The 19,257-nt window shown below is 68.0% G+C and carries 19 protein-coding genes; 15 read left to right on the forward strand and 4 right to left on the reverse strand.

Annotation, left to right across the window (positions count from 1 at the left end):
* Positions 1-4: 4 nt before the first annotated feature.
* The 15 genes from ABXJ56_RS04295 to ABXJ56_RS04365 all read left to right on the forward strand — a co-directional run bounded on the left by ABXJ56_RS04295 (position 5) and on the right by ABXJ56_RS04365 (position 14,717).
* The gene (locus tag ABXJ56_RS04295; protein WP_353998484.1) at positions 5-955 is read left to right on the forward strand and encodes a cyclase family protein; all 951 of its coding nucleotides are present in this window, start codon (positions 5-7) and stop codon (positions 953-955) included.
* Positions 952-2,622: an AMP-binding protein gene (locus tag ABXJ56_RS04300; protein ID WP_353998485.1), complete on the forward strand. Its 1,671-nt coding sequence runs from the start codon at positions 952-954 to the stop codon at positions 2,620-2,622. The genes ABXJ56_RS04295 and ABXJ56_RS04300 overlap by 4 nt, the downstream gene beginning before the upstream one ends.
* A complete protein-coding gene (locus tag ABXJ56_RS04305; RefSeq protein ID WP_353998486.1) occupies positions 2,615-3,796 on the forward strand; it encodes an acyl-CoA dehydrogenase family protein in 1,182 nt (393 codons plus the stop codon). Before ABXJ56_RS04300 ends, ABXJ56_RS04305 begins: the two co-directional genes overlap by 8 nt.
* 81 nt (positions 3,797-3,877) lie before the next feature.
* Positions 3,878-4,645 carry an enoyl-CoA hydratase/isomerase family protein gene (locus tag ABXJ56_RS04310; RefSeq protein ID WP_353998487.1) on the forward strand — a complete coding sequence of 256 codons (768 nt, stop codon included), beginning with the start codon at positions 3,878-3,880 and terminating at the stop codon, positions 4,643-4,645.
* A 1-nt stretch (position 4,646) separates the two neighbouring features.
* Complete coding sequence (locus tag ABXJ56_RS04315; protein WP_353998488.1) at positions 4,647-5,519, forward strand: 3-hydroxyacyl-CoA dehydrogenase family protein; 873 nt, start codon at positions 4,647-4,649, stop codon at positions 5,517-5,519.
* Entirely contained in the window at positions 5,516-5,917 is a 402-nt protein-coding gene (locus tag ABXJ56_RS04320) for a Zn-ribbon domain-containing OB-fold protein (protein WP_353998489.1), read from the forward strand. The genes ABXJ56_RS04315 and ABXJ56_RS04320 overlap by 4 nt, the downstream gene beginning before the upstream one ends.
* Positions 5,914-7,074, forward strand: a complete 1,161-nt coding sequence (locus ABXJ56_RS04325) for an acetyl-CoA acetyltransferase (protein WP_353998490.1) — start codon at positions 5,914-5,916, stop codon at positions 7,072-7,074. The genes ABXJ56_RS04320 and ABXJ56_RS04325 overlap by 4 nt, the downstream gene beginning before the upstream one ends.
* Complete coding sequence (locus ABXJ56_RS04330; protein ID WP_353998491.1) at positions 7,071-7,400, forward strand: NIPSNAP family protein; 330 nt, start codon at positions 7,071-7,073, stop codon at positions 7,398-7,400. Before ABXJ56_RS04325 ends, ABXJ56_RS04330 begins: the two co-directional genes overlap by 4 nt.
* 128 nt (positions 7,401-7,528) lie before the next feature.
* Positions 7,529-8,848 (forward strand): ABC transporter substrate-binding protein, encoded by a 1,320-nt coding sequence (locus tag ABXJ56_RS04335; RefSeq protein ID WP_353998492.1) that lies wholly within the window; start codon positions 7,529-7,531, stop codon positions 8,846-8,848.
* A 59-nt stretch (positions 8,849-8,907) separates the two neighbouring features.
* Complete coding sequence (locus ABXJ56_RS04340) at positions 8,908-9,813, forward strand: branched-chain amino acid ABC transporter permease (protein WP_353998493.1); 906 nt, start codon at positions 8,908-8,910, stop codon at positions 9,811-9,813.
* 3 nt (positions 9,814-9,816) lie between these two features.
* Entirely contained in the window at positions 9,817-11,538 is a 1,722-nt protein-coding gene (locus ABXJ56_RS04345; protein WP_353998494.1) for a branched-chain amino acid ABC transporter ATP-binding protein/permease, read from the forward strand.
* A 19-nt stretch (positions 11,539-11,557) separates the two neighbouring features.
* Positions 11,558-12,271: an ABC transporter ATP-binding protein gene (locus tag ABXJ56_RS04350; protein ID WP_353998495.1), complete on the forward strand. Its 714-nt coding sequence runs from the start codon at positions 11,558-11,560 to the stop codon at positions 12,269-12,271.
* Between the two features lie 43 nt (positions 12,272-12,314).
* Positions 12,315-13,403, forward strand: coding sequence for an SDR family oxidoreductase (locus tag ABXJ56_RS04355; protein ID WP_353998496.1), 1,089 nt, complete (start codon positions 12,315-12,317; stop codon positions 13,401-13,403).
* A 44-nt stretch (positions 13,404-13,447) separates the two neighbouring features.
* On the forward strand, positions 13,448-14,206 hold the full coding sequence (locus ABXJ56_RS04360; protein ID WP_353998497.1) for an SDR family NAD(P)-dependent oxidoreductase: 759 nt from the start codon (positions 13,448-13,450) through the stop codon (positions 14,204-14,206).
* A gap of 7 nt (positions 14,207-14,213) precedes the next feature.
* Entirely contained in the window at positions 14,214-14,717 is a 504-nt protein-coding gene (locus ABXJ56_RS04365) for a nuclear transport factor 2 family protein (RefSeq protein ID WP_353998498.1), read from the forward strand.
* Positions 14,718-14,741: 24 nt separating this feature from the next.
* Here ABXJ56_RS04365 and ABXJ56_RS04370 read toward each other — a convergent pair whose 3' ends face one another.
* From ABXJ56_RS04370 to ABXJ56_RS04385, 4 genes are all read right to left on the reverse strand, one after another.
* Positions 14,742-15,845: an NADH:flavin oxidoreductase/NADH oxidase gene (locus ABXJ56_RS04370; RefSeq protein WP_353998499.1), complete on the reverse strand. Its 1,104-nt coding sequence runs from the start codon at positions 15,843-15,845 to the stop codon at positions 14,742-14,744.
* 112 nt (positions 15,846-15,957) lie between these two features.
* Entirely contained in the window at positions 15,958-16,185 is a 228-nt protein-coding gene (locus ABXJ56_RS04375; RefSeq protein ID WP_353998500.1) for an RNA-binding S4 domain-containing protein, read from the reverse strand.
* 17 nt (positions 16,186-16,202) lie between these two features.
* The gene (locus tag ABXJ56_RS04380) at positions 16,203-17,759 is read right to left on the reverse strand and encodes a GMC family oxidoreductase (RefSeq protein ID WP_353998501.1); all 1,557 of its coding nucleotides are present in this window, start codon (positions 17,757-17,759) and stop codon (positions 16,203-16,205) included.
* 14 nt (positions 17,760-17,773) lie between these two features.
* A complete protein-coding gene (locus ABXJ56_RS04385; protein WP_353998502.1) occupies positions 17,774-19,246 on the reverse strand; it encodes an aldehyde dehydrogenase family protein in 1,473 nt (490 codons plus the stop codon).
* Positions 19,247-19,257 lie beyond the last annotated feature (11 nt).

Genomic DNA, 19,257 nt, shown 5'->3' on the forward strand with positions numbered 1-19,257 from the left:
AGCAATGTCAGAAGCAACCAACGTCCGCGACCTCCTGGCGAACTCGCCCTCCAACTGGGGGCGCTGGGGCGACCACGACGAACTCGGAGCCGTCAACCTCCTCACCCCGGATGCCGTGCTGGCGGCGGTGGGGACCGTGCGCTCGGGCAAGGTGTTCACTCTGGGCAGCGAGTTCGGGACCGGCAACGACCCGATCTGGCCCGGCCGGGCGCAGACCCAGCGTTACAACACGCAGGACCGCAGCTCCTACGTCGCGGGCAAGAAGTTCACCAACCCGGGCGGCACGGAGTACGCCGACGACTACGTGGCGATGTTCCTGCAGGGCGCCACCCACTACGACGCCCTCGGCCACGTCTGGTACGACGATCAGATCTACAACGGCTACCCGGCCGACTCGACCACGCTCGGGATGTCGAAGGACGCTGTCCTACCGATCGCGCGGCACGGTGTCGTCGGACGCGGCGTGCTGCTCGACATGGCCCGCCACTTCGAGGTCGACTACCTCGCCAAGGCGACGGCGATCGGGCTCTCGGACGTTCTCGCGTGCCTGGAGCGCCAGCAGGTGGAGATCGGCAAGGGCTCGATCCTGCTGCTGCGCACCGGAGAGATCGGCAGCTTCGCGTCCCGCGACCCGCAGGAGTTCTACGCCGACTTCATCGAGCCGGGCATCAACTTCAGCCCCGAGCTGGTCCAGTGGTTCGCCGACAACGATGTCGTCAGCTTCGCGACCGACACGATCGGCAACGAGCGGACGGTCCACGAGTCCGGCGCGGCCTTCGTGATGCACGCCGCACTGATGCGCAACCTCGGCATCGCGTTCGCGGAGATCCTCTCCCTCGACGCGCTCGCCGCCGACTGCGCGGATGACGGCCAGTACGACTTCCTCTACGCCGCGGGACCGATCAAGATCGCCAACGCGACCGGCGCGCCCGTGAACCCGATCGCGATCAAATGAGCACCGTCTTCGACGCCCGTCCCTGGGATCGCATCTGGGGCGACACGACGGGCTTCCACGACCCCGGTGAGGCGACGAGCGTCCTCGCCCCGTTCCTCGCCCGGTCCCGCACCCACCCCGATGGGATGGCTCTCGCCTACTTCGACCGGTCCTGGACGTCCGCGCAGGTCGACGCCGAGTCCGACGCCCTCGCCGCCGCCTTCGCGGAGGCGGGCCTCGGCAGAGGCGCGGCTGTCGGGCTCTACCTGCAGAACGTCCCGGAGTTCCTCGTCGCGACGATCGCGGCCTGGAAGATCGGGGCGGCGATCGTGCCGATCAACCCGATGTACCGAGAGAGGGAGCTCGCGCATATCCTCGAGGACTCGCAGCTGGTCGCCCTCGTCGCTCTGGACTCGCTTCTGCCGATCGCGGATGCGGTGCGGGATCGCTCCGCGGTGCGCCTGGTCATCGCGACGACCGGGCTCCGCGCCCTGGGTCGCACGGAGGGTCTCCCGGCTCCGCTTTTGGGCGTGGAGGCGGTCGGTCACGGCGGCGCCGACAGCTACGACGATGTGATCGCGCGGTTCGCCGGGCGGCGCCCACCCATGGTCGACCTGGCTCCCTCCGACACCGCCTACATCGCGTACACCTCCGGCACGACGGGTCCCCCCAAGGGAGCTGTGCTCACCCACGGCAACGTGCTCTTCAGTGCGCAGACGTTCCGCAGCATGCGCCGACTCGGCGATGACGACGTCATCTTCGCGATGGCACCGCTGTTCCATGTGACCGGCCTCATCTGCAGTGTGGCGCTGACGCTGCTCGTCGGGGCGCCGCTCATCCTCGGGTATCGATTCGATGTGCCGACGATCCTCGATCTCATCGATCGGTACAAGGTCACGTTCACTGTGGGTGCGACGACGGTCTTCCTGTCGTTCCTCGACAGTCCGCGTTTCGGCGAGGTCGACATCTCGTCGCTCACGAAGATCATCTGCGGCGGCGCGCCCATTCCGCCCAGCGTGGTCGAGCGCTACCAGAACGCCACCGGGGTGTACCTGCACAACGGCTACGGCATGACGGAGACCACATCGCCGACGTTCGGCACTCCTCTCGGGCATCGGAGCCCCGTGTCGTCCGCCGGCTCCCTCGCCCTCGGCATCCCGGTGCCCGATACGGACGCGATGCTCGTGGGCGACGACGACCTCCCTGTCGGAATCGGTGAACCGGGCGAGCTCGTCGTCCGAGGACCGCACGTCATGGCGGGTTACTGGAACAATCCGGACGAGACCGCGAGACAGCTCACAGACGGGTGGCTGCGCACCGGCGACATGGCCACGATGGATGCGGAGGGATGGTTCTACCTCGTCGATCGGAAGAAAGACCAGATCAACGCGTCGGGCTTCAAGGTCTGGCCGCAGGAGGTGGAGGAGGTTCTCTACGAGCACCCCGCCGTCCGTGAGGCGGGCGTCGTCGGGGTACCGGACGAGTATCGCGGGGAGACGGTGAAGGCGTTCGTGAGTGTCCGCCCGGGACAGTCCGTGACCGCGGAGGACCTGATCGCCCACTGCCGCTCACACCTCGCGGCGTTCAAGGTCCCCCGGCTCGTGGAGTTCCTCGACGACCTTCCCAAGACCGTCACGGGCAAGATCACCCGGATGTCGCTGCGAGAACTGGACCGCCGCAATGAATGACGACGCACCGGCCACGGGATCGGACCTGTTCGACAGCGAGAGCCTGCTCACCCCGGAGGAACGGGCGACGCGCGAGCGTGTGGCGAGGTTCAACCGAGAGCACGCCGCACCCGGCGCCGCCCAGCGGTGGGTCGACGGACGCATGGCCCTCGACCTCGTCCCCGAACTCACCCGCCTCGGCGTGTACGGAGGCGGCGTGGAGGGCTATGGCTGCTCCGGCCTCGGTGACGTCACCGACGGCCTCGTCGCCGCGGAGCTGGCGAAGGTGGACTTCGGGCTCAGTGCATTCTTCGGCATCCACGGGGTTCTCGCGCTGCGGGCGATCTCGTCTCTGGGCACGCCGGAACAGAAGTCGCGATGGCTCCCGGACATGGCCGCCGGCCGCTCGATCGGCGCCCTCGGGATCACCGAACCCGACCACGGCAGCGACACCGCCGGGATCGAGACCCGCGCGCGGCGAAACGGAACCGGCTATCGGCTCTCCGGGAGGAAGAGGTGGGTCGGCAATGCCTCCGTTTCCGACCTGACCATCGTGTTCGCAAAGGACGATGACGGAGCGCTCGCCGCGTTCGTCGTGCCGAAGGACACGGAGGGCTTCCACGCGACGCCCATCGAGGGGAAGATCGGGATGCGTTCGTCGTGGCCGACCGACATCGTCCTCGACGAGGTCTTCGTCCCGGCGGATCACCGTCTCGACGGCGCCGAGGGGCCGCAGATCGCGGGGGCCTTCAACGCCGTCCGCCCGATCGCGGCGTGGCAGGCGCTGGGCTTGTCCATCGGCGCGTTCGAGGCGGTCGTGGAGTACCTGACCGAACGCGAGCAATTCGGCAGCCCTCTGACGGCGTTCCAGCTCGTCCAGCACAGAATCGCCGAGATGGCCATCCTGATCTCGTCGATGCGTGTGACCTGCATCCAGGTGAGTCGAGCACTCGAGGAGGATCGCCTCACCCACGTGATGGCGTCCGCGGCGAAGATGCTCTGCGCACGCCAAGGGCGAGAGGTCCTGGCGATCGCCCGCGACCTCATGGGCGGAAACGGCCTCGTGGCGGAGCACGTCGTGGGGCGCCACTTCGCCGACATGGAGGCCGTCTTCACCTACGACGGAACCGACCACATCCAGAGCCTCATCATCGGCAAAGCCGTCACCGGCCACTCCGCGTTCCGTCGGCACTAGCGGGTGCTTGACAGTGCTCGCCCCGTTCCCTAACGTTTCCCAAACTAGCGTTCGTTTAGTTAATCTCCTCAGTGAGGAATCATGATCACCGCAACCGTCCACGATGACGTGGCCACCCTGACGATCGATCGTCGAGAGATCCACAACGCGCTCGACGCCGCGACGCTTCGCGAGCTCGACGAGGCCCTCGACGCCCTCGCATCCCGGGACGATGTCGCCGCGATCGTCATCACCGGCGCCGGGGATCGCGCCTTCGTCGCCGGCGGCGACCTCACCGAGCTTGCGCAGCCGGCAGGCGTCCGCGAAGCACTCCGTCTCCCGATGCAACAGGTCTTCGACCGGTTGGCTCGCTTCCCTAAGCCGTCCATCGCCGCCGTCAATGGCGCGGCGCTGGGAGGCGGCCTGGAGCTCGCACTCGCGTGCGACATCCGCATATGCGTCGAGACGGCCACGTTCGGCCTGCCGGAACTCGGCTGGTCCCTCCTCCCCGCCGCGGGAGGCATCACCCGACTCGTCCGCACAGTCGGGGGCGGGCGGGCACGCGAGCTGATCCTGACCGGCCGGAGATTCGACGCCGCCGAGGCGATCCGGATCGGCATCGTCACCCATGTCGTCGGAAGCGACGACCTGCTCTCCACCGCCCACGAGACGGCTCGACTCATCGGCAGCAAGGCGCCATTGGCGGTACAAGTCGCGCGTCTCGTGACCGATGTCGCCGGCGAAGGCTCGCGAGAGGCGTCCCTGATCGCCGAGACGCTCGCTTCGGCGGCACTGCACGGCACATCTGATCGCGACGAGGGCCGCAGAGCCTTCGTCGAGAAGCGCGCACCACGATTCGGGGGTAAATGAAATGAGCATCGAACGAGTCCTCGTCGTCGGAGCGGGGGCCATGGGATCGCAGATCGCGATGCTCGCCGCCCTCGGCGGAATGCGCGTGCACCTGCACGATGCGTATCCCGACGCGCTGACGTCCGCCGAGACGGCGCTGCGCACACGGATCGATCGACGTGTCGAGAAGGGGCAGCTGAGTCAGCGTTCTGCGGACGACGCCTTCGAGCGGCTTGTCTTCAGCAGCGACCTCAGCGCAGGAGCCGCGGACGCGCAGCTGATCATCGAAGCCATCAAGGAGGATCTCGCCGCGAAGTCGGCGCTCTTCGCAAGGCTCGACGCCCTCGCCCCGGCCGATGCGATCCTCGCCACGAACTCCTCGAGCATCACGGCATCGCTCCTGGGAGCGGCCACCGGCAGACCTGGCCGCGTGATCAACGCGCATTTCTTCAACCCGCCGCTCGTGATGGACTGCGTGGAGGTCGTCGTGCACGACCGCCTCGACCCTGATGTGGCGCCGGCGGTCCTGGATGCGTGCCGGCGGATGGGGAAGTCGCCCGTTGCCCTGCCCCGCGAGGTGCCTGGCATCGTCGCCAACCGCATCCTCAGCGCGATCGTCCGCGAAGCGGCAGCGCTCACGGACGGCGGGTTCGCAACCGTGGAAGCCGTCGACGAGATCTGCCGCAACGCACTCGGGCACCCGATGGGTCCCTTCGAGCTCCTCGATATGGCGGGCCTCGATGTCAACTACCAGATGCAGCAGCTCATCTTCGAGCAGACCGGGGTGGACCAGGATCGTCCGATCCCCGCGGTCGTCGATCTGGTCGGGCGCCGGCGATTGGGCCGCAAGAGCGGCGGAGGGTTCTACGACTACGACGAGAAGAGGGCACAGTGAACGATCAAGAGGACTCCCGGATCGCGGAATCCCCCCGGGCGACATTCCTGCGGCACGCCGCCGAAGGATCACTCGCCTATCAGGTCGCGACCGCGACCGGTGAGCCGGTGTTCTTCCCCCGCGTCGCCGAACCGGGGACCGGAGACACCGACCTCCGTTGGACCACTTCGGAGGGCGTCGGGGTCGTCTACGCCGCGACCACGGTTCGGCCCCGCGGAGGGGAACCGCACAACGTCTCGATGATCGAGCTCGACGAAGGCTTCCGCATGATGTCGACCGTCGTCGGCATCCCCGCGTCCGATGTCCGGATCGGTCAGCGGGTGCGCGTGGTCATGCAGCCCATCGGCGAGAACGGTGCGGAACTGCCCTGCTTCGAACCGGCAGGAGAGGACTCATGACCCGGGCGCTGCGCGGACGATCCGCGATCGTCGGCGTTGCCGAATCCGACCTCGGCGAGGTGACCCCGGGCACGACGCCGGCGGACCTCATGGGTCAGGCTTCGATCCGCGCCCTGCGGGATGCCGGAGTCGCATTGTCGGAGGTCGACGGGCTCTTCGCGGCCGGAACCCAGATGATGATGGGTTCGCTCAGCCTCGGTGAATACCTCGGCGTCAACGCGCGATACTCCGACGGCTCGAACACCGGCGGATCGTCCTTCGAAGCGCATCTGCACCATGCTCAGGCGGCGATCGAGGCCGGGCTCTGCGAGGTCGCCCTCATCGCCTACGGCAGCACTCAGAGATCCCTGCTGAAATCCGGCGGAACCATCCCGCAGGAGGCGCCGAATCCCTACGAAGAGCCATACCGGCCGATGATGCCCATCAGCGCGTACGCCCTGGCGGCATCCCGACACATGCACCAGTACGGCACGACGAGGGAGGATCTGGCCCGCGTCGCCGTCGCCGCGCGGGACTGGGCGGTGAAGAACCCGGTGGCATGGTCACGCAAGCCGCTGTCGCTCGACGAGGCGCTGAACGCCCCGATGATCAGCGACCCGCTCAGCGTGAAGGACTGCTGCCTGCTCACCGATGGCGGCGGCGCGATCGTGGTCACCTCTGCTGAACGCGCGCGCGACCTGCGGAAACCCCCGGTCTACGTCTTGGGAAGTGGTGAGGCGCAGAGTCACCTGCACATCTCCAGCATGCCGGACTTCACCACGACCTCTGCGGTCCAGTCCGGGGAGCGGGCGTTCGCGGCGGCGGGCCTGCGGGTCGAGGACGTCGATGTGGTCGAACTCTACGATGCCTTCACGATCAACACACTGCTCTTCCTCGAAGACCTCGGCTTCTGCCGCAAGGGCGAAGCAGGGGCGTTCGTGCGCGATACGGGGATCGGGCCCGACGGCCGCCTTCCGGTGAACACGAACGGCGGCGGACTGTCCTACGCCCATCCCGGGATGTACGGCCTCCTCCTGCTCGTCGAGGCGGTACGGCAAATCCGCGGCGAGAGTGGCGAGCGCCAGGTCGCGGACTGCGACGTCGCGCTGGTGCACGGCAACGGTGGCTTCCTCTCCAGCCAGTGCACGACGCTGCTCGGAAGCGAGGCGACGCTGTGAGCGTCCTCGAGCTGCGCACCTACGAAATCCTGCCCGGCTGCTCGGAGAGGCTCATGGCACGCTTCCGCGACCATACGGACGCGCTGTTCCGCACTCACGGCATGACACCGCTGGGCTACTGGACCAGCCTGGAGAACCCCGATCGTCTCATCTACCTGCTCCGCCACGAGGGCGATCCGACGGCGAACTGGAATGCGTTCCGCGACGACCCGCGCTGGATCACCGCGCGAGCAGAGTCCGTCGCGGAAGGCGAGCTGACCGCTTCGATCGCCTCGGAGCTGCTCGCCGACAACGCGTTGAGCGCTCTCGTCGACGAGACGCGCTGACGCTCTTGACAGCGACGATCCCGCGTGTTTCTATAAACGCAATATACCGAACGCTCGTTTAGAACGATCGGTGTCCGGCCCGAACCGGACTCTCACAGCAGCCGCGAAGATGCGGCGGAGAAAGGACAATGATGTCTCGCACCAGGAACACCCGACGCGCTGCGCTCGCGACCCTCACGGCGTCGATCGCCGTGCTGGCCCTCGTGGCCTGCTCCTCTGATCCCGCACCGTCCGATCCGACCCAGCCCGGCGGCGGTTCGAGCGTCGAGGGCGACGTCGTCGCCCTCTCGGGCGCCGACACCGCCAACCTCGGTGGAGATCTGACGATCCCCGTCGGCATCAACGTCGCGCTGTCCGGCCAGGGCGCCTACTTCGGCGAGGTCATGGTCCAGGGCGCTCAGCTGGCCGCCGATCAGATCAAGGCTGCCGGCGGCCCCGACTTCCAGCTCAGCATCAAGGACCACAAGTCCGGCGACGCCCAGGCGGGCGTTCAGACGACACGGGAGTTCGCGCAGGAGGGCGTGCACATGGCCCTCTACTCCTACATCGGAGTCCTGGGCTCCGCCCTCCAGCCGATCGCGCAGTACGAGATCCTCTCGCTGGACGGCGGCGGTGGCACGCAGGAGTTCGGAAAGGGTCAGCCTTACTTCTACGGCACGCGCGCGCTGCCGCCGAATGACACTTTCGCCGGCACCGCGCAGTACATCGCTTCGGCGATGCCCGAGGTGACGAAAGTCGCCATGATCATCGGCGATACCGGCGCGGAGAACACGCAGGACTCGGTCGACAAGGCCACTGCAGAACTCGAAGGGAACGGGATCGAGCTGGTCTCCACAGAGGTCGTGACGTACGGCGGCACGGACTTCACCAGCGCGATCAACAAGATCATCGCCTCGGATGCCGAGCTCATCGTCGAAGCGCAGTACGGGACTGACGGCGGCTACTTCCTGAAGCAGTTGCGTGCGGCAGGCTCGGATCTGCCCGTGATCGGGACCGAGTTCATCCCGGACGTGGCCGAGATCGCCGGCTCCGCCGCCGATGGGTTCATGTTCTCGCTGGACTACTTCGACGCCGCCAACCCCTCGAACCAGTGGGCGAAGTATCTCGTGGACACCGCCGCGGAGGCGTACCCGGACACGGTCGTCGATTTCTACTTCGCCAACTACTACCAGGACATGTTCAAGCTCTGGACGGTGGTCCAGCGCGTCCTCGCCGCGGGCGGTGACGTCGAGAACCCCGACGACATACTGAAGGCGTTCGAGTCGGATCTGACCTTCGCCTCCGTCTACGGCGGAACGATGGATGACCTCAACGGCGAAGAGTCCATCGACGCGGTGTCTCACAGCCTCTCGGCGCGAGACATGGGCGTCTTCCTCTGGGACGGCCAGAACGTGACGCGCCTGGCCAGCTATGGCATCGGCGGCGTCGACTTCAGCCTCACCGAATAGCCGACAGGGAGGGGCCGACGGCCGTCGGCCCCTCCTCCCCCACCCAGGAAGAGATCGACGTGGATCCGACCCTCCTCGCACAACTGGTGCTCAACGGCATCGTCACCGGAGTACAGCTCGCCGTTCTCGGCCTCGGCATGTCGCTCATTCTCAACGTCGCACAGCGATTCCACTTCGCGTACTCGCTCACCATCACCCTTGCGGCGTTCGTCGCCGCACTCCTGGCCCGAATCGGAACGCCCTCGATCCTCGCTGCCCTCGCCGGCGTCGTCGCCGCGGCGGCCCTCGGCGGAGCGATCGAGTTGATCCTCTACCGCCCCCTCGCCCGACGCTCCGGAGATGCCGCGCTCCTGCCGATCTTCGTGACGGCTCTCGGCCTCTCGATCGGCGGCCAGAGCCTCATCCAGTTCCTCTGGGCCCGCGAGAGCACATCCCTGCCCTACGAACTGGTCCCGGTGGAGATCATCGGGCTCCCCTTCGGATTGCGACTGACGACTCTCGACCTCGTCACTCTCGCGATCTTCGGGGCGATCGCCGCTGCCGGCGTCGCCGTCCTGCGGTACTCCCGTGCCGGACAGGTCATCCGCGGGGTGCGCGTCAACCCGACGATGGCCGCGGTCGTCGGCATCCGGCCCGAATCCGTGTTCGTGATGATCTTCATCGTGGCTTCCGCGGCGTCCGGCCTCGCGGGCGTCTTCGCAGCCGCTCGGTACTCCGCCACCCCCTCGATGGGATACGACCCGATGTTCGCCGCCTTCGTGATCGCGTTCCTGGCCGGTGCCACCGCCCCCGGACTCCGCGTGGTTCTGATCGGGATCGCACTCGGGATCGTCCAGGTGGTCAGCGCGCTGTGGATCCCCTCGAATCTCACCAACATCGTGGTGTTCGGGTGCCTGTTCGTGTATCTCGTACTCAAGGGTGCCGGCGTGTTGCACGCCCGCACCCCGGCAACAGCGAGGAGCTGAGCCATGGAATTCTGGATCGGATACCTCGATCAGGCGTTGATCTTCGCCATCTACGCGGTCTCCCTCAACGTCCTGATCGGATACGCCGGGATCTTCTCGATCGGCTCCGCCGCGTTCGGCGCGTTCGGCGGCTACACCACGGCTCTGCTGCTCCTCCACGCCGGAACACCGACGATTCCCGCCCTGCTGGCGGGCGCCGTCCTGGGTGCGGCCGCATCGCTGATCATCAGCGGCCCCATCCTGCGCCTGAGCCCCGAGTACGTCATGCTGATGACGCTCTCGCTGTCGATCCTCACCGTGACCGTCATCGTCGCCTCCCCCGAGCTCGGGGGCCAGCAGGGCCTGATCGGCCTGCCACTGCCGAGCTTCTTCGGCGTCGAGGCGCTGCGACCGACTGACTTTCTCCCGTGGCTCGTCGGCTTTCTCATCATCGCTGTCGCGATCTGCGCACTGATCGCCGAATCGCCCCTGGGCCGCCTGCTGCGGGCCGCGAAGGACGACCGCGTAGCGGTGCGCGCTCTCGGGAAATCGCCGCTCGGAGTGCAGCTCTTCACGTTCGCCGTCATGGCGGGGCTCACAGCCTTCGCGGGCGGTCTGCTCGTGCTGTACAACGGCATCGCCGCACCGAGCCTGTTCTCCCTCGATCAGACGATGCTCGTCTTCGCCATGGTCGTCGTCGGCGGCATCGGCTCGATTCCCGGGTCGCTCGTCGGCGCAGCGCTCATCATCGCAGTCACCCCTGTGCTGCAGCAGGTGTTGCGCCTGCGCCCCGAGGACTCCGCGCTCATCCGCCCCGTCGTCTTCGGGCTGCTGCTGATCCTGATCATGCGCTTCCGCCCCGTCGGCTTGATCCCGGAACGCCACCGGGTCCCGCGCGCCCACCGGCGCCCGACGCCTGACGCGCCCAGCGGCGCGCCGGCGCGGGTGTCGGAGCCGACGACTCCGACACCCGATGGAGCGCGCGGAGAGGCGGTCCTCGAGGTGAGCGGGATCGACAAGAGCTTCGGTGGCGTCCATGCGGTGCGCGATCTCACTCTCCAATTGCGCCGGGGCGAGATCACCGCGCTCGTGGGCGCGAACGGCGCCGGCAAGAGCACGGTGTTCAACCTCGTGACCGGGGAGATCCGCCCGGATGCCGGCACGGTCGTTCTCGGCGGCACCGACATCACCGGGTGGCGGCCGGACCGGGTCGCCCGAGCCGGGATGGTCCGGTCGTTCCAGGACCTTCGGGTTTTCGGCTCTCTGACCCCGATCGAGAACGTGATGATGGCGGGCCGCCCGCACGCCGGCGAGAATCCCCTCCTCCTCTTCTTCGCCCCGTGGATCTGGATCCGCCGTGAGCGCGTCCTCGCCGACACGGCCGCCGAGTGGCTGCGATTCGTGGGCCTGGACCCGAGCACGCGCACGCCGACGAGTGCTCTGTCCTTCGCCCAGCAGAAGCAGGTCGCGTTCGCCCGCGTGCTCGCGACCGGCGCCGAGATCTTCCTGCTCGACGAGCCGCTGTCGGGCATCGAGGGCAGCGCCGCGGACGAACTGCTGGGACTCATCGAGCGGATGCGAGGTCTCGGCCACACCGTCTGCATCGTCGAGCACAGCATCCAGGCGATCAGTCGTTTGGCCGACTGGGCGTACTTCATGGAGAACGGCACGGTCACCGCGGAGGGCCGCATTGACGACCTTCTCGCCGACCCGCGACTGACGGAGGCCTACTTTGGAACCGCATGAGCAGTCTTCCACCGCAACAGTGACCGCTACTCCCCGCCTCGAACTGCGCGGACTGTGCGGTGGCTACGGATCGAAGCAGATCGTCTTCGACGTGGATCTCACCGTCGCACCGGCGGGCATCACCGTCCTCCTCGGCCATAACGGCGCAGGCAAGACCACGACGATCGCCACGGCGTTCGGGCTCCTCCCCTCCAAGAAGGGCGAGGTGCTGTTGGACGGCACGCGTATCGACAAGAGCGCTCCCCGCGACCGCGTCATGTCAGGCGTCGGGTTCGTACCCTCGGAGCGCTTCGTCTTCCCCGACCTCACGGTCGAGGAGAACCTCACGCTCGGCGCCTTCACAGAGCGCGACTCCCACCGGCGCGCAGCGCGCCGCGAATGGGTGCTCGAGCGGTGGCCGATCCTCGCCGAGCGGCGGACTCAGCTCGCCGGCACCATGTCGGGAGGGCAGCGGCGGATGCTGAGCCTGGGGATCGCACTGATGTCCTCGCCGCGCCTGCTGCTTCTCGACGAGCCGTCCCTGGGCCTGGCACCGGTGGTCGTCGACCAGCTGTTCGCGGACCTGCGACGGCTTGCCGACGAAGACGGCCTCTCGGTACTTCTCATCGAGCAGAGCATCGCGAAGGCCCTCGCCGTCGCCGATCACGCATATGTGATGCGCTCGGGACGGATCATCGCCGAGGAATCCGCGGCCGAGCTCACTCGCAGACCGTCCCTGTGGGATCTGTTCTGAGCGCTTTCCGCCACCATCACCCACCCCCGACTAAGGAGTAGTCATGTCAGAAGGAACGGTCCTCATCCTCGGAGCATCCGGGGTCGTCGGCTCCGCGAGCATCGAACGGTTCGCGCGGGAAGGCTGGAACGTCGTCGCGGCATCCCGTCGGCGCCCGCAGTTCGTCGACGAGTCGCTGTACACGTTCGTCCCGCTCGACCTCAGCTCCGCCGACGCCACCCGGGAGGCCATCGCTGGCGTGCCGCAGGTGACGCATGTCGTGTTCGCCGCGCTCTACGAGATGCCGGGTCTCATCAGCGGCTGGCAGAACGAAGAGCAGATCGCACGCAACCGGGCGATGCTCGCCAACCTCCTCGACGCGCTCGACGCGACCGGCACGCACATCGAGCACATCAGTCTCCTCCAGGGCACGAAGGCGTACGGCGTGCACGTGCAGCCGATGCGGATCCCCGCGAGGGAATCGCAGCCTCGCGTGGAGCACCGCAACTTCTACTGGGAGCAGGAGGACCTGATCCGCGAGTGGGGCCCGGCTCACGACACCGGGTGGACCATCTTCCGCCCGCAGTTCGTCTTCGGCCTCTCGACCGGCGCCGCGATGAACCTGATTCCGATCATCGGGCTCTACGGCGCGATCCGGAAGCATCAGGGAGAGTCGTTCGCCTTCCCCGGCGGCGCGTCCTACGTGGCCGAAGCCGTCGACAGCCGGCTCATGGCGGGCGCTCTGGAATGGGCGGCCACCGCCGAGGCCGCGAGGAACGAAACCTTCAACATCACCAACGGCGATGTGTTCGAGTGGCGGGATCTGTGGCCGGCTCTTGCCGACGAGCTCGGCGTGGAACAGGGACCCGACAGCCCGCTGCAGCTGGCCACGTGGCTCCTCGAGCAGGAGGACGTGTGGGCGGAGATCGTGCGCGAGCACGACCTCGAGCCCACGACCATCGCCGAGCTGGTCGGCGAGTCGCACCACTACGCCGACTTCGCCTTCGCGTACGGATCGGATGGCCGCAACAGCAGCCCGGCGTTCGTCAGCACGGTGAAGCTCCGTCAGGCGGGGTTCACGGAGGTCATCGACACCGAGCAGATGTTCGTCGATCTCCTGCGCGGTCTGCGCGAGCAGCGGATCCTGCCCTGACCCGCGGGTACACCGCACCTCCCCCATCACAGAAAGAGGAAGACATGACACTCAAGCTCCCTGGACGCACCGCGTTCGTGACCGGGGCGGGCTCCGGCATGGGCCGCGCGATCTCCCGCCGCTTCGCGGCAGAGGGGGCGAACGTGGTCGCTGTGGACCTGAATTCCGACACCGCCGCCGAGACGGCAGCCGCGATCGTCGCCGACGGCGGATCTGCGGTGTCGGCGGCGGCGGACGTCCGCGACCGCGAGCAGGTGGCGGCCGCGGTGCAGACGGGTCTCGACGCGTTCGGCGGCTTCACGACGCTCGTCAACAACGCGGGCATCTTCGACAACCAGGCACCGCTTCTCGACACCGATGATGCGCTGTGGGATCGCGTGATCGGGATCAACCTGCTGTCCGCGTACGTGGTGACGAAAGCAGTGCTCCCGCACATCATCGCCGCCGGTGGCGGCACGGTGATCAGCACGGCATCCGTGGCCTCCTTCGTGGCGGGCTCGGGCGGTGCGGCCTACACGACCAGCAAGCACGGCATCCTCGGCTTCACCAAGCAGCTCGCCCTGGACTACGCGCCGCACAACGTCCGCGCGAATGCGATCTGCCCAGGCGCCATCGACACCGGCCTGACCCGCCCCTTCTGGGAAGCGGACCCGTCCTCACTCGAGCTGTTCTCGGCCGTGCCTGCCCGTCGCGTGGGAGACGCCGACGACATCGCCCGGTTGGCGGTGTTCCTCGCCAGCGACGACTCTTCGTTCATCTACGGAACCGGTGTCGTGATCGATGGCGGCTTCCTTCTGACATGAGACGGCGATGACGGAGGTGACGCCCGCGGATCTCGAAGAGATCCGCGGGCTGAAGTCCCGCTATTTCCGGTACGTCGACACGAAACGCTGGGGAGATCTGCGAACGCTGTTCGCCCGTGACGCGGTGTTCGACGGCTTCGCCTTCGCCACCGCAGGGCCGGATGCATTCGTCGCGGGTGTCGCGGCCTATCTCGACGGAATCGAGTCCGTGCACCAGGGCTTCATGCCCGAGCTGCGAGCGATCGGCGACAACCGCGTGCGGGGCATCTGGTCCATGTTCGACCAGCTCACGTGGGCGCCGGGCAGCCGCGGGTACAAGGGCATCGACCTGGGCGGCCAATGGGGTATCCGAGGCTATGGCCACTACGAGGAGGAGTACGCGCGCACCGCTGACGGCTGGCGGATCTGCTTCATGCGACTCACACGGCTCCGCGTGGAACCACTGGTCGGGGACGGACACACCCCGCCACCGTACGACCTGCCCCGGCTCACGCCGGGTTGGCTCGACTGATCGGGCTTCGGCCGCCGAGACCGGTCACCACTGCGTGCGGGCCGCCATCCGCTGTACGGCTCGGCGGTAGGGAATCGGCAGCGGCGGCGCCGCATCGGCGCCCAGCTCGACCGCGGCGAGACGAGCCCAGTAAGGATCCCTCAGCATCGCCCGCCCGATGAGCACCAGATCCGCGCGCTCCTCACGGATGACGGCGTCGGCGTCGGATGCAGTGGTGATCAGACCCACCGCTCCCGTGCGGATGCCGGCCTCCCGCCGGATCCGGTCGGCGAAATCCACCTGGTAGAGGGGCGCGGTCGGCACCTGCTCCCCCGCCACGACCGCCCCGCTCGAGCAGTCGATGAGGTCTACGCCCGCATCAGCAAGCCACCGCGACACCTGGACGGACTCGTCGAGGCTGACCCCACCCGCCGCCCAGTCGACGACCGACAACCGCGCGCAGAGCGCCACATCCTCTCCGATCTCTGCGCGGACCGCCGCGGCGATGCGCACGGCGAGCCGCGACCGCCCTTCGAGGTCCCGCCCGTAAGCATCGGACCGGTGATTCGCGAGTGGGCTGAGAAACTGATGCACGAGGTAGCCGTGGGCGAAGTGCAGTTCGATCACGTCGAATCCCGCATCCACTGCACGCCGAGCCGACCGTGCGTGGGCTTCCACGACGTCGTCGAGGTCCGCCGCGGACATCTCCGTGGGCGCGGACCAGCCATCCCGGAAGGGCAGCGGCGAGGGCGCGAGAAGGCGCCCCCACTCATCGGCGGGTATCGGCTCGTATCCGCTCCAGGGGACGGTGCGCCCGCCCTTGCGGCCCGCATGACCCAGCTGGATGCCGGGAACCGCTCCCGCGGCTCGAACCTGGCGGGCGATCCGCGCGAGAGCATCCTGCTGAGCCGCGTTCCAGAGCCCAAGATCGCCGTCCGTGATGCGACCTTCGCTGGTGACCGAAACCGCCTCGGTGAACACGAGACCCGCCCCGCCCGCGGCCCGACTGCCGAGGTGGACGAGGTGGAAGTCCGTCGCGACGCCGTCCGGACCCGCCGAATACATGCACATCGGTGAGACGCCGATGCGGTTCGGGAGCGTGACCGCGCGCAGTTCGAGGGGAGAGAACAGGTGCGAAACGGAGCTCACGAGAATCGCCTTCGAAGGACGCCGGTCGGCCGACATGCTCGACCTGGTGATATCTTAGCGATCGTTCATTTATCGGCACAAGGCGGCGACGGTTGACGCGAGGGGCGCTGCCTCACGCGCAGACGCGGACGCGACGCCCTTCGAAGCCCACGACATCCCCGAGCTGCAGCTGCCGACCTCGACGACGATCCACCTCGCCGTTCACTTCGACGTAGCCGTCGATGATCGCCTCCTTCACGTCGCCGCCGGAGTCGAGCAGGCCCGCGAACTTCACGAACTGTCCGAGACGGATGGCGTCTCCGCCGATCGAGACGTCGGAGATCGGTGTCGGGGTCGTCATGCCGGAATGCTAACCCGTCACGCGGTGCGGATGAGGTCGGCGCACTTCTCGCCGATCATCATGACGGTGATGTTGGGGTTCACCGTCGTGATCTCCGGCATCACCGACGCGTCGGCGACCCGGAGGCCGGTCACGCCCTTCACCCGCAGCTGCGGGTCGACCGGCGACATCGCGTCATCGATCGCGCCCATCCGCGCCGTCCCCACGGGGTGGTAGACCGTGTTGTGCGTCCGACGGATGTAGTCGGTCAGCTGCTCATCGGTGACGGCATCCGCTCCCGGGGAGAGCTCGCGCTCGACCCACTCCGCCATCGCCGGCTGGGCGACGATCTCGCGGGCCTTGCGGATGCCGGCGACCATCACGCGCATGTCATGACCCTCGGGGTCGGTGAAGTACCGCGGGTCGACCATCGGCTTGTCGCGGTAGTCGCGCGAGCGCAGGCGCACCGTCCCGCGCGAGCGGGCGTGGGTGACGTTCGGCGTGAGGCAGAAGACCTCTTCGGCCGTGGGGTACCCGGCGCGGTAGGTGTGCATGTCGAACGGGACCGAGCCGTAGTGCATCATGAGATCCGGTCGGTCGAGGCCCTCCTCGGTGGGAGTGAAGACGCCGATCTCCCACCACTGCACCGAGTCGCGCGGCATGGGCTTCTTCGCCTCCCACTGGACGACTCCCTCGGGGTGGTCCTGCAGGTTCGCGCCGACGCCGGGAGCGTCCACTCGGACCGGGATGCCGTGCTCTTCGAGGTGCTCGCGCGGGCCGATGCCCGAGAGCATCAGGAGCTGCGGGGTGTTGATCGCCCCGGCCGAGACGATCACCTCACGCGTCGCGGCGATACGGTTCGGGCGGCCGAAGGCGTTGTCGACGTACTGCACGCCGACACAGCGGTCGCCGTCGAACTCGAGCTCCCGCACATGGACGTCGGTGAGGACGGTGAGGTTCTCCCGCTCGAGGATCGGATGCAGGTAGGACACCGACGAGGAGGCACGCGTGCCGTCCGGCTGGCGGTTCACCTGGAACAGACCGGCGCCGTTGACGACCGTCTCGCCCGTGTTGAAGCGGACGTTCGGAATGCCGGCCTGCTCGCACGCGGCGAGGAGCGCGGCGCCCGACGGGTCGGTCGAGGGCACCGTCATCATGTGCACAGGCCCGTCGTGGCCGTGGTGGTCGCCGTCGTCCTCGTTGGTCTCGAGGCGCTGGAAAAGGGGAAAGGTGCTCTCGGCATCCCATCCCTCGGCACCGTGCTTCTGCGCCCACTCGTCGAGGTCCTCGCGCGGCGCCCAGAACGCGATGCACGAGTTGTGCGACGAGCACCCGCCCAAGACCTTGGCGCGCGCGTGCCGCATGAACGAGTTGCCGTTCTCCTGCGGCTCGATCGGGTAGTCCCAGTCGTAGCCCGACTCGAGCAGCTCCATCCATCGCGACAGCGTCAGGACGACGTCCGTGTCGACGTCGGTGGGGCCGGCCTCCAGGAGGCCGACCGTGACCGAGGGGTCTTCGCTCAGGCGGGCGGCGACGGCGGCACCGGCAGAGCCGCCGCCGACGACGACGTAATCGAAGGTGTGCGTGGTCTTCATGACGGATCCTTTCGTCAGCGGTTCTCGAACCAGCCGGTCACGGCCGGGCGGAGGTTCTGATAGATGTGCTTGGCCTCCTGGTACTCCGCGAGGCCGGTCGGACCGAGCTCGCGACCGAAGCCGGACTGCTTGAAGCCGCCCCACTCCGCCTGGGGGAGGTAGGGGTGGTAGTCGTTGATCCAGATCGTGCCGTGACGGAGGCGCCCGGCGATGCGCTGAACCCGACCGGCATCCTGCGACCAGACAGCACCGGCGAGACCGTAGACGGTGTCGTTCGCCGTGGCGACGGCCTCGTCCTCGGTCTCGAAGGTCTCCACCGTCACGACCGGCCCGAACGCCTCGTCGCGGACGACCGACATCCCCCGCGTGACCTGATCCAGGACCGTGGGGAGGTAGTAGAAGCCGCCGGCGAGATCTCCCTCGCCCCACCGGCCGCCGCAGCGGACGCGCGCACCTTCCTCCACACCCTTCTCGACGTAGGCGGTCACCTTGTCGCGGTGCGCGGCCGAGATGAGCGGACCGGTCTCCGCCGCGTCGTCGAAGGGCCCGCCGAGACGGATCGCTTCGGCACGGCGGACGAGCTCATCCACGAAGCGCTCGGCGATGGATGCCTCGACGATGAGTCGCGCTCCGGCGGAGCACACCTGCCCCGAGTGCACGAATGCAGCGTTGAGCGCGTTGTCGACCGCCGCGTCGAAGTCGGCATCCGCGAAGATGACGTTCGGGTTCTTGCCTCCGAGCTCGAGGGCGACCTTCTTCACCGTCGCGGCCGCGTTCGCCGCGATCACGCGGCCCGTCACGAGCCCTCCCGTGAACGAGACCATGTCGACGTCCTCGTGCGTGGACAGCGGACCGCCCGCCGAGGCGCCCGAGCCGAGGACGAGGTTCGCGACGCCGCGCGGCAGCCCCGCGTCCTCGAGCACGCGCATCATGAGGATCGCCGTGTGCGGGGTGAGCTCCGCCGGCTTCAGCACGATCGAGTTCCCGGCGGCGAGCGCGGGCGCGATCTTCCACGCCGCCTGGAGGAGCGGGTAGTTCCAGGGAGTGATCAGTGCGCAGACGCCCACGGGCTCGTACACCACGCGGCTCAGCACGTCGGCGGATCCGGCATCGACGACGCGACCCGCGTCGTTGCCGGCGAGGCGGCCGTAGTACTCGAAGCACGCGGCGATGTCGTCCATGTCGATGCGCGATTCGACGATGCGCTTGCCGGTGTCGCGCGATTCGGCTTCGGCGAACTCCTCCTTGCGCTCCCGGAGCATCGCCGCGACGCGGAGGAGGAACGCACCGCGCTCGGGCATGGGCGTGTCCGCCCACTCCCCGCGGTCGAAGGCGGCGCGTGCGGCGGCGATCGCGCGGACGGTGTCCGTTTCGTCAGCCTCGTCGACCACCGCCACGAGAGCGCCGTCGGCGGGGCAATGGATCTCGCGGGTTCCGCCTGCGGCGGCGGATACCCAGCGTCCGTCGATGAACAGTGTCTCGGGCATGGGGGGCTCCT

It is taken from the genome of Microbacterium aurantiacum (assembly GCF_040532595.1).
GTDB classification, from domain to species: domain Bacteria; phylum Actinomycetota; class Actinomycetes; order Actinomycetales; family Microbacteriaceae; genus Microbacterium; species Microbacterium chocolatum_B.

Excerpts from the sequence above, each read along its gene's own strand:
- ABXJ56_RS04385 (WP_353998502.1), bottom strand. The coding sequence starts at position 19,246 with ATGCCCGAGACACTGTTCATCGACGGACGCTGGGTATCCGCCGCCGCA.
- ABXJ56_RS04300 (WP_353998485.1), top strand. The coding sequence starts at position 952 with ATGAGCACCGTCTTCGACGCCCGTCCCTGGGATCGCATCTGGGGCGAC.
- ABXJ56_RS04380 (WP_353998501.1), bottom strand. The coding sequence starts at position 17,759 with ATGAAGACCACGCACACCTTCGATTACGTCGTCGTCGGCGGCGGCTCT.
- ABXJ56_RS04315 (WP_353998488.1), top strand. The coding sequence starts at position 4,647 with ATGAGCATCGAACGAGTCCTCGTCGTCGGAGCGGGGGCCATGGGATCG.
- ABXJ56_RS04310 (WP_353998487.1), top strand. The coding sequence starts at position 3,878 with ATGATCACCGCAACCGTCCACGATGACGTGGCCACCCTGACGATCGAT.
- ABXJ56_RS04355 (WP_353998496.1), top strand. The coding sequence starts at position 12,315 with ATGTCAGAAGGAACGGTCCTCATCCTCGGAGCATCCGGGGTCGTCGGC.
- ABXJ56_RS04360 (WP_353998497.1), top strand. The coding sequence starts at position 13,448 with ATGACACTCAAGCTCCCTGGACGCACCGCGTTCGTGACCGGGGCGGGC.
- ABXJ56_RS04295 (WP_353998484.1), top strand. The coding sequence starts at position 5 with ATGTCAGAAGCAACCAACGTCCGCGACCTCCTGGCGAACTCGCCCTCC.
- ABXJ56_RS04305 (WP_353998486.1), top strand. The coding sequence starts at position 2,615 with ATGAATGACGACGCACCGGCCACGGGATCGGACCTGTTCGACAGCGAG.
- ABXJ56_RS04375 (WP_353998500.1), bottom strand. The coding sequence starts at position 16,185 with ATGACGACCCCGACACCGATCTCCGACGTCTCGATCGGCGGAGACGCC.
- ABXJ56_RS04325 (WP_353998490.1), top strand. The coding sequence starts at position 5,914 with ATGACCCGGGCGCTGCGCGGACGATCCGCGATCGTCGGCGTTGCCGAA.
- ABXJ56_RS04365 (WP_353998498.1), top strand. The coding sequence starts at position 14,214 with ATGACGGAGGTGACGCCCGCGGATCTCGAAGAGATCCGCGGGCTGAAG.
- ABXJ56_RS04345 (WP_353998494.1), top strand. The coding sequence starts at position 9,817 with ATGGAATTCTGGATCGGATACCTCGATCAGGCGTTGATCTTCGCCATC.
- ABXJ56_RS04335 (WP_353998492.1), top strand. The coding sequence starts at position 7,529 with ATGATGTCTCGCACCAGGAACACCCGACGCGCTGCGCTCGCGACCCTC.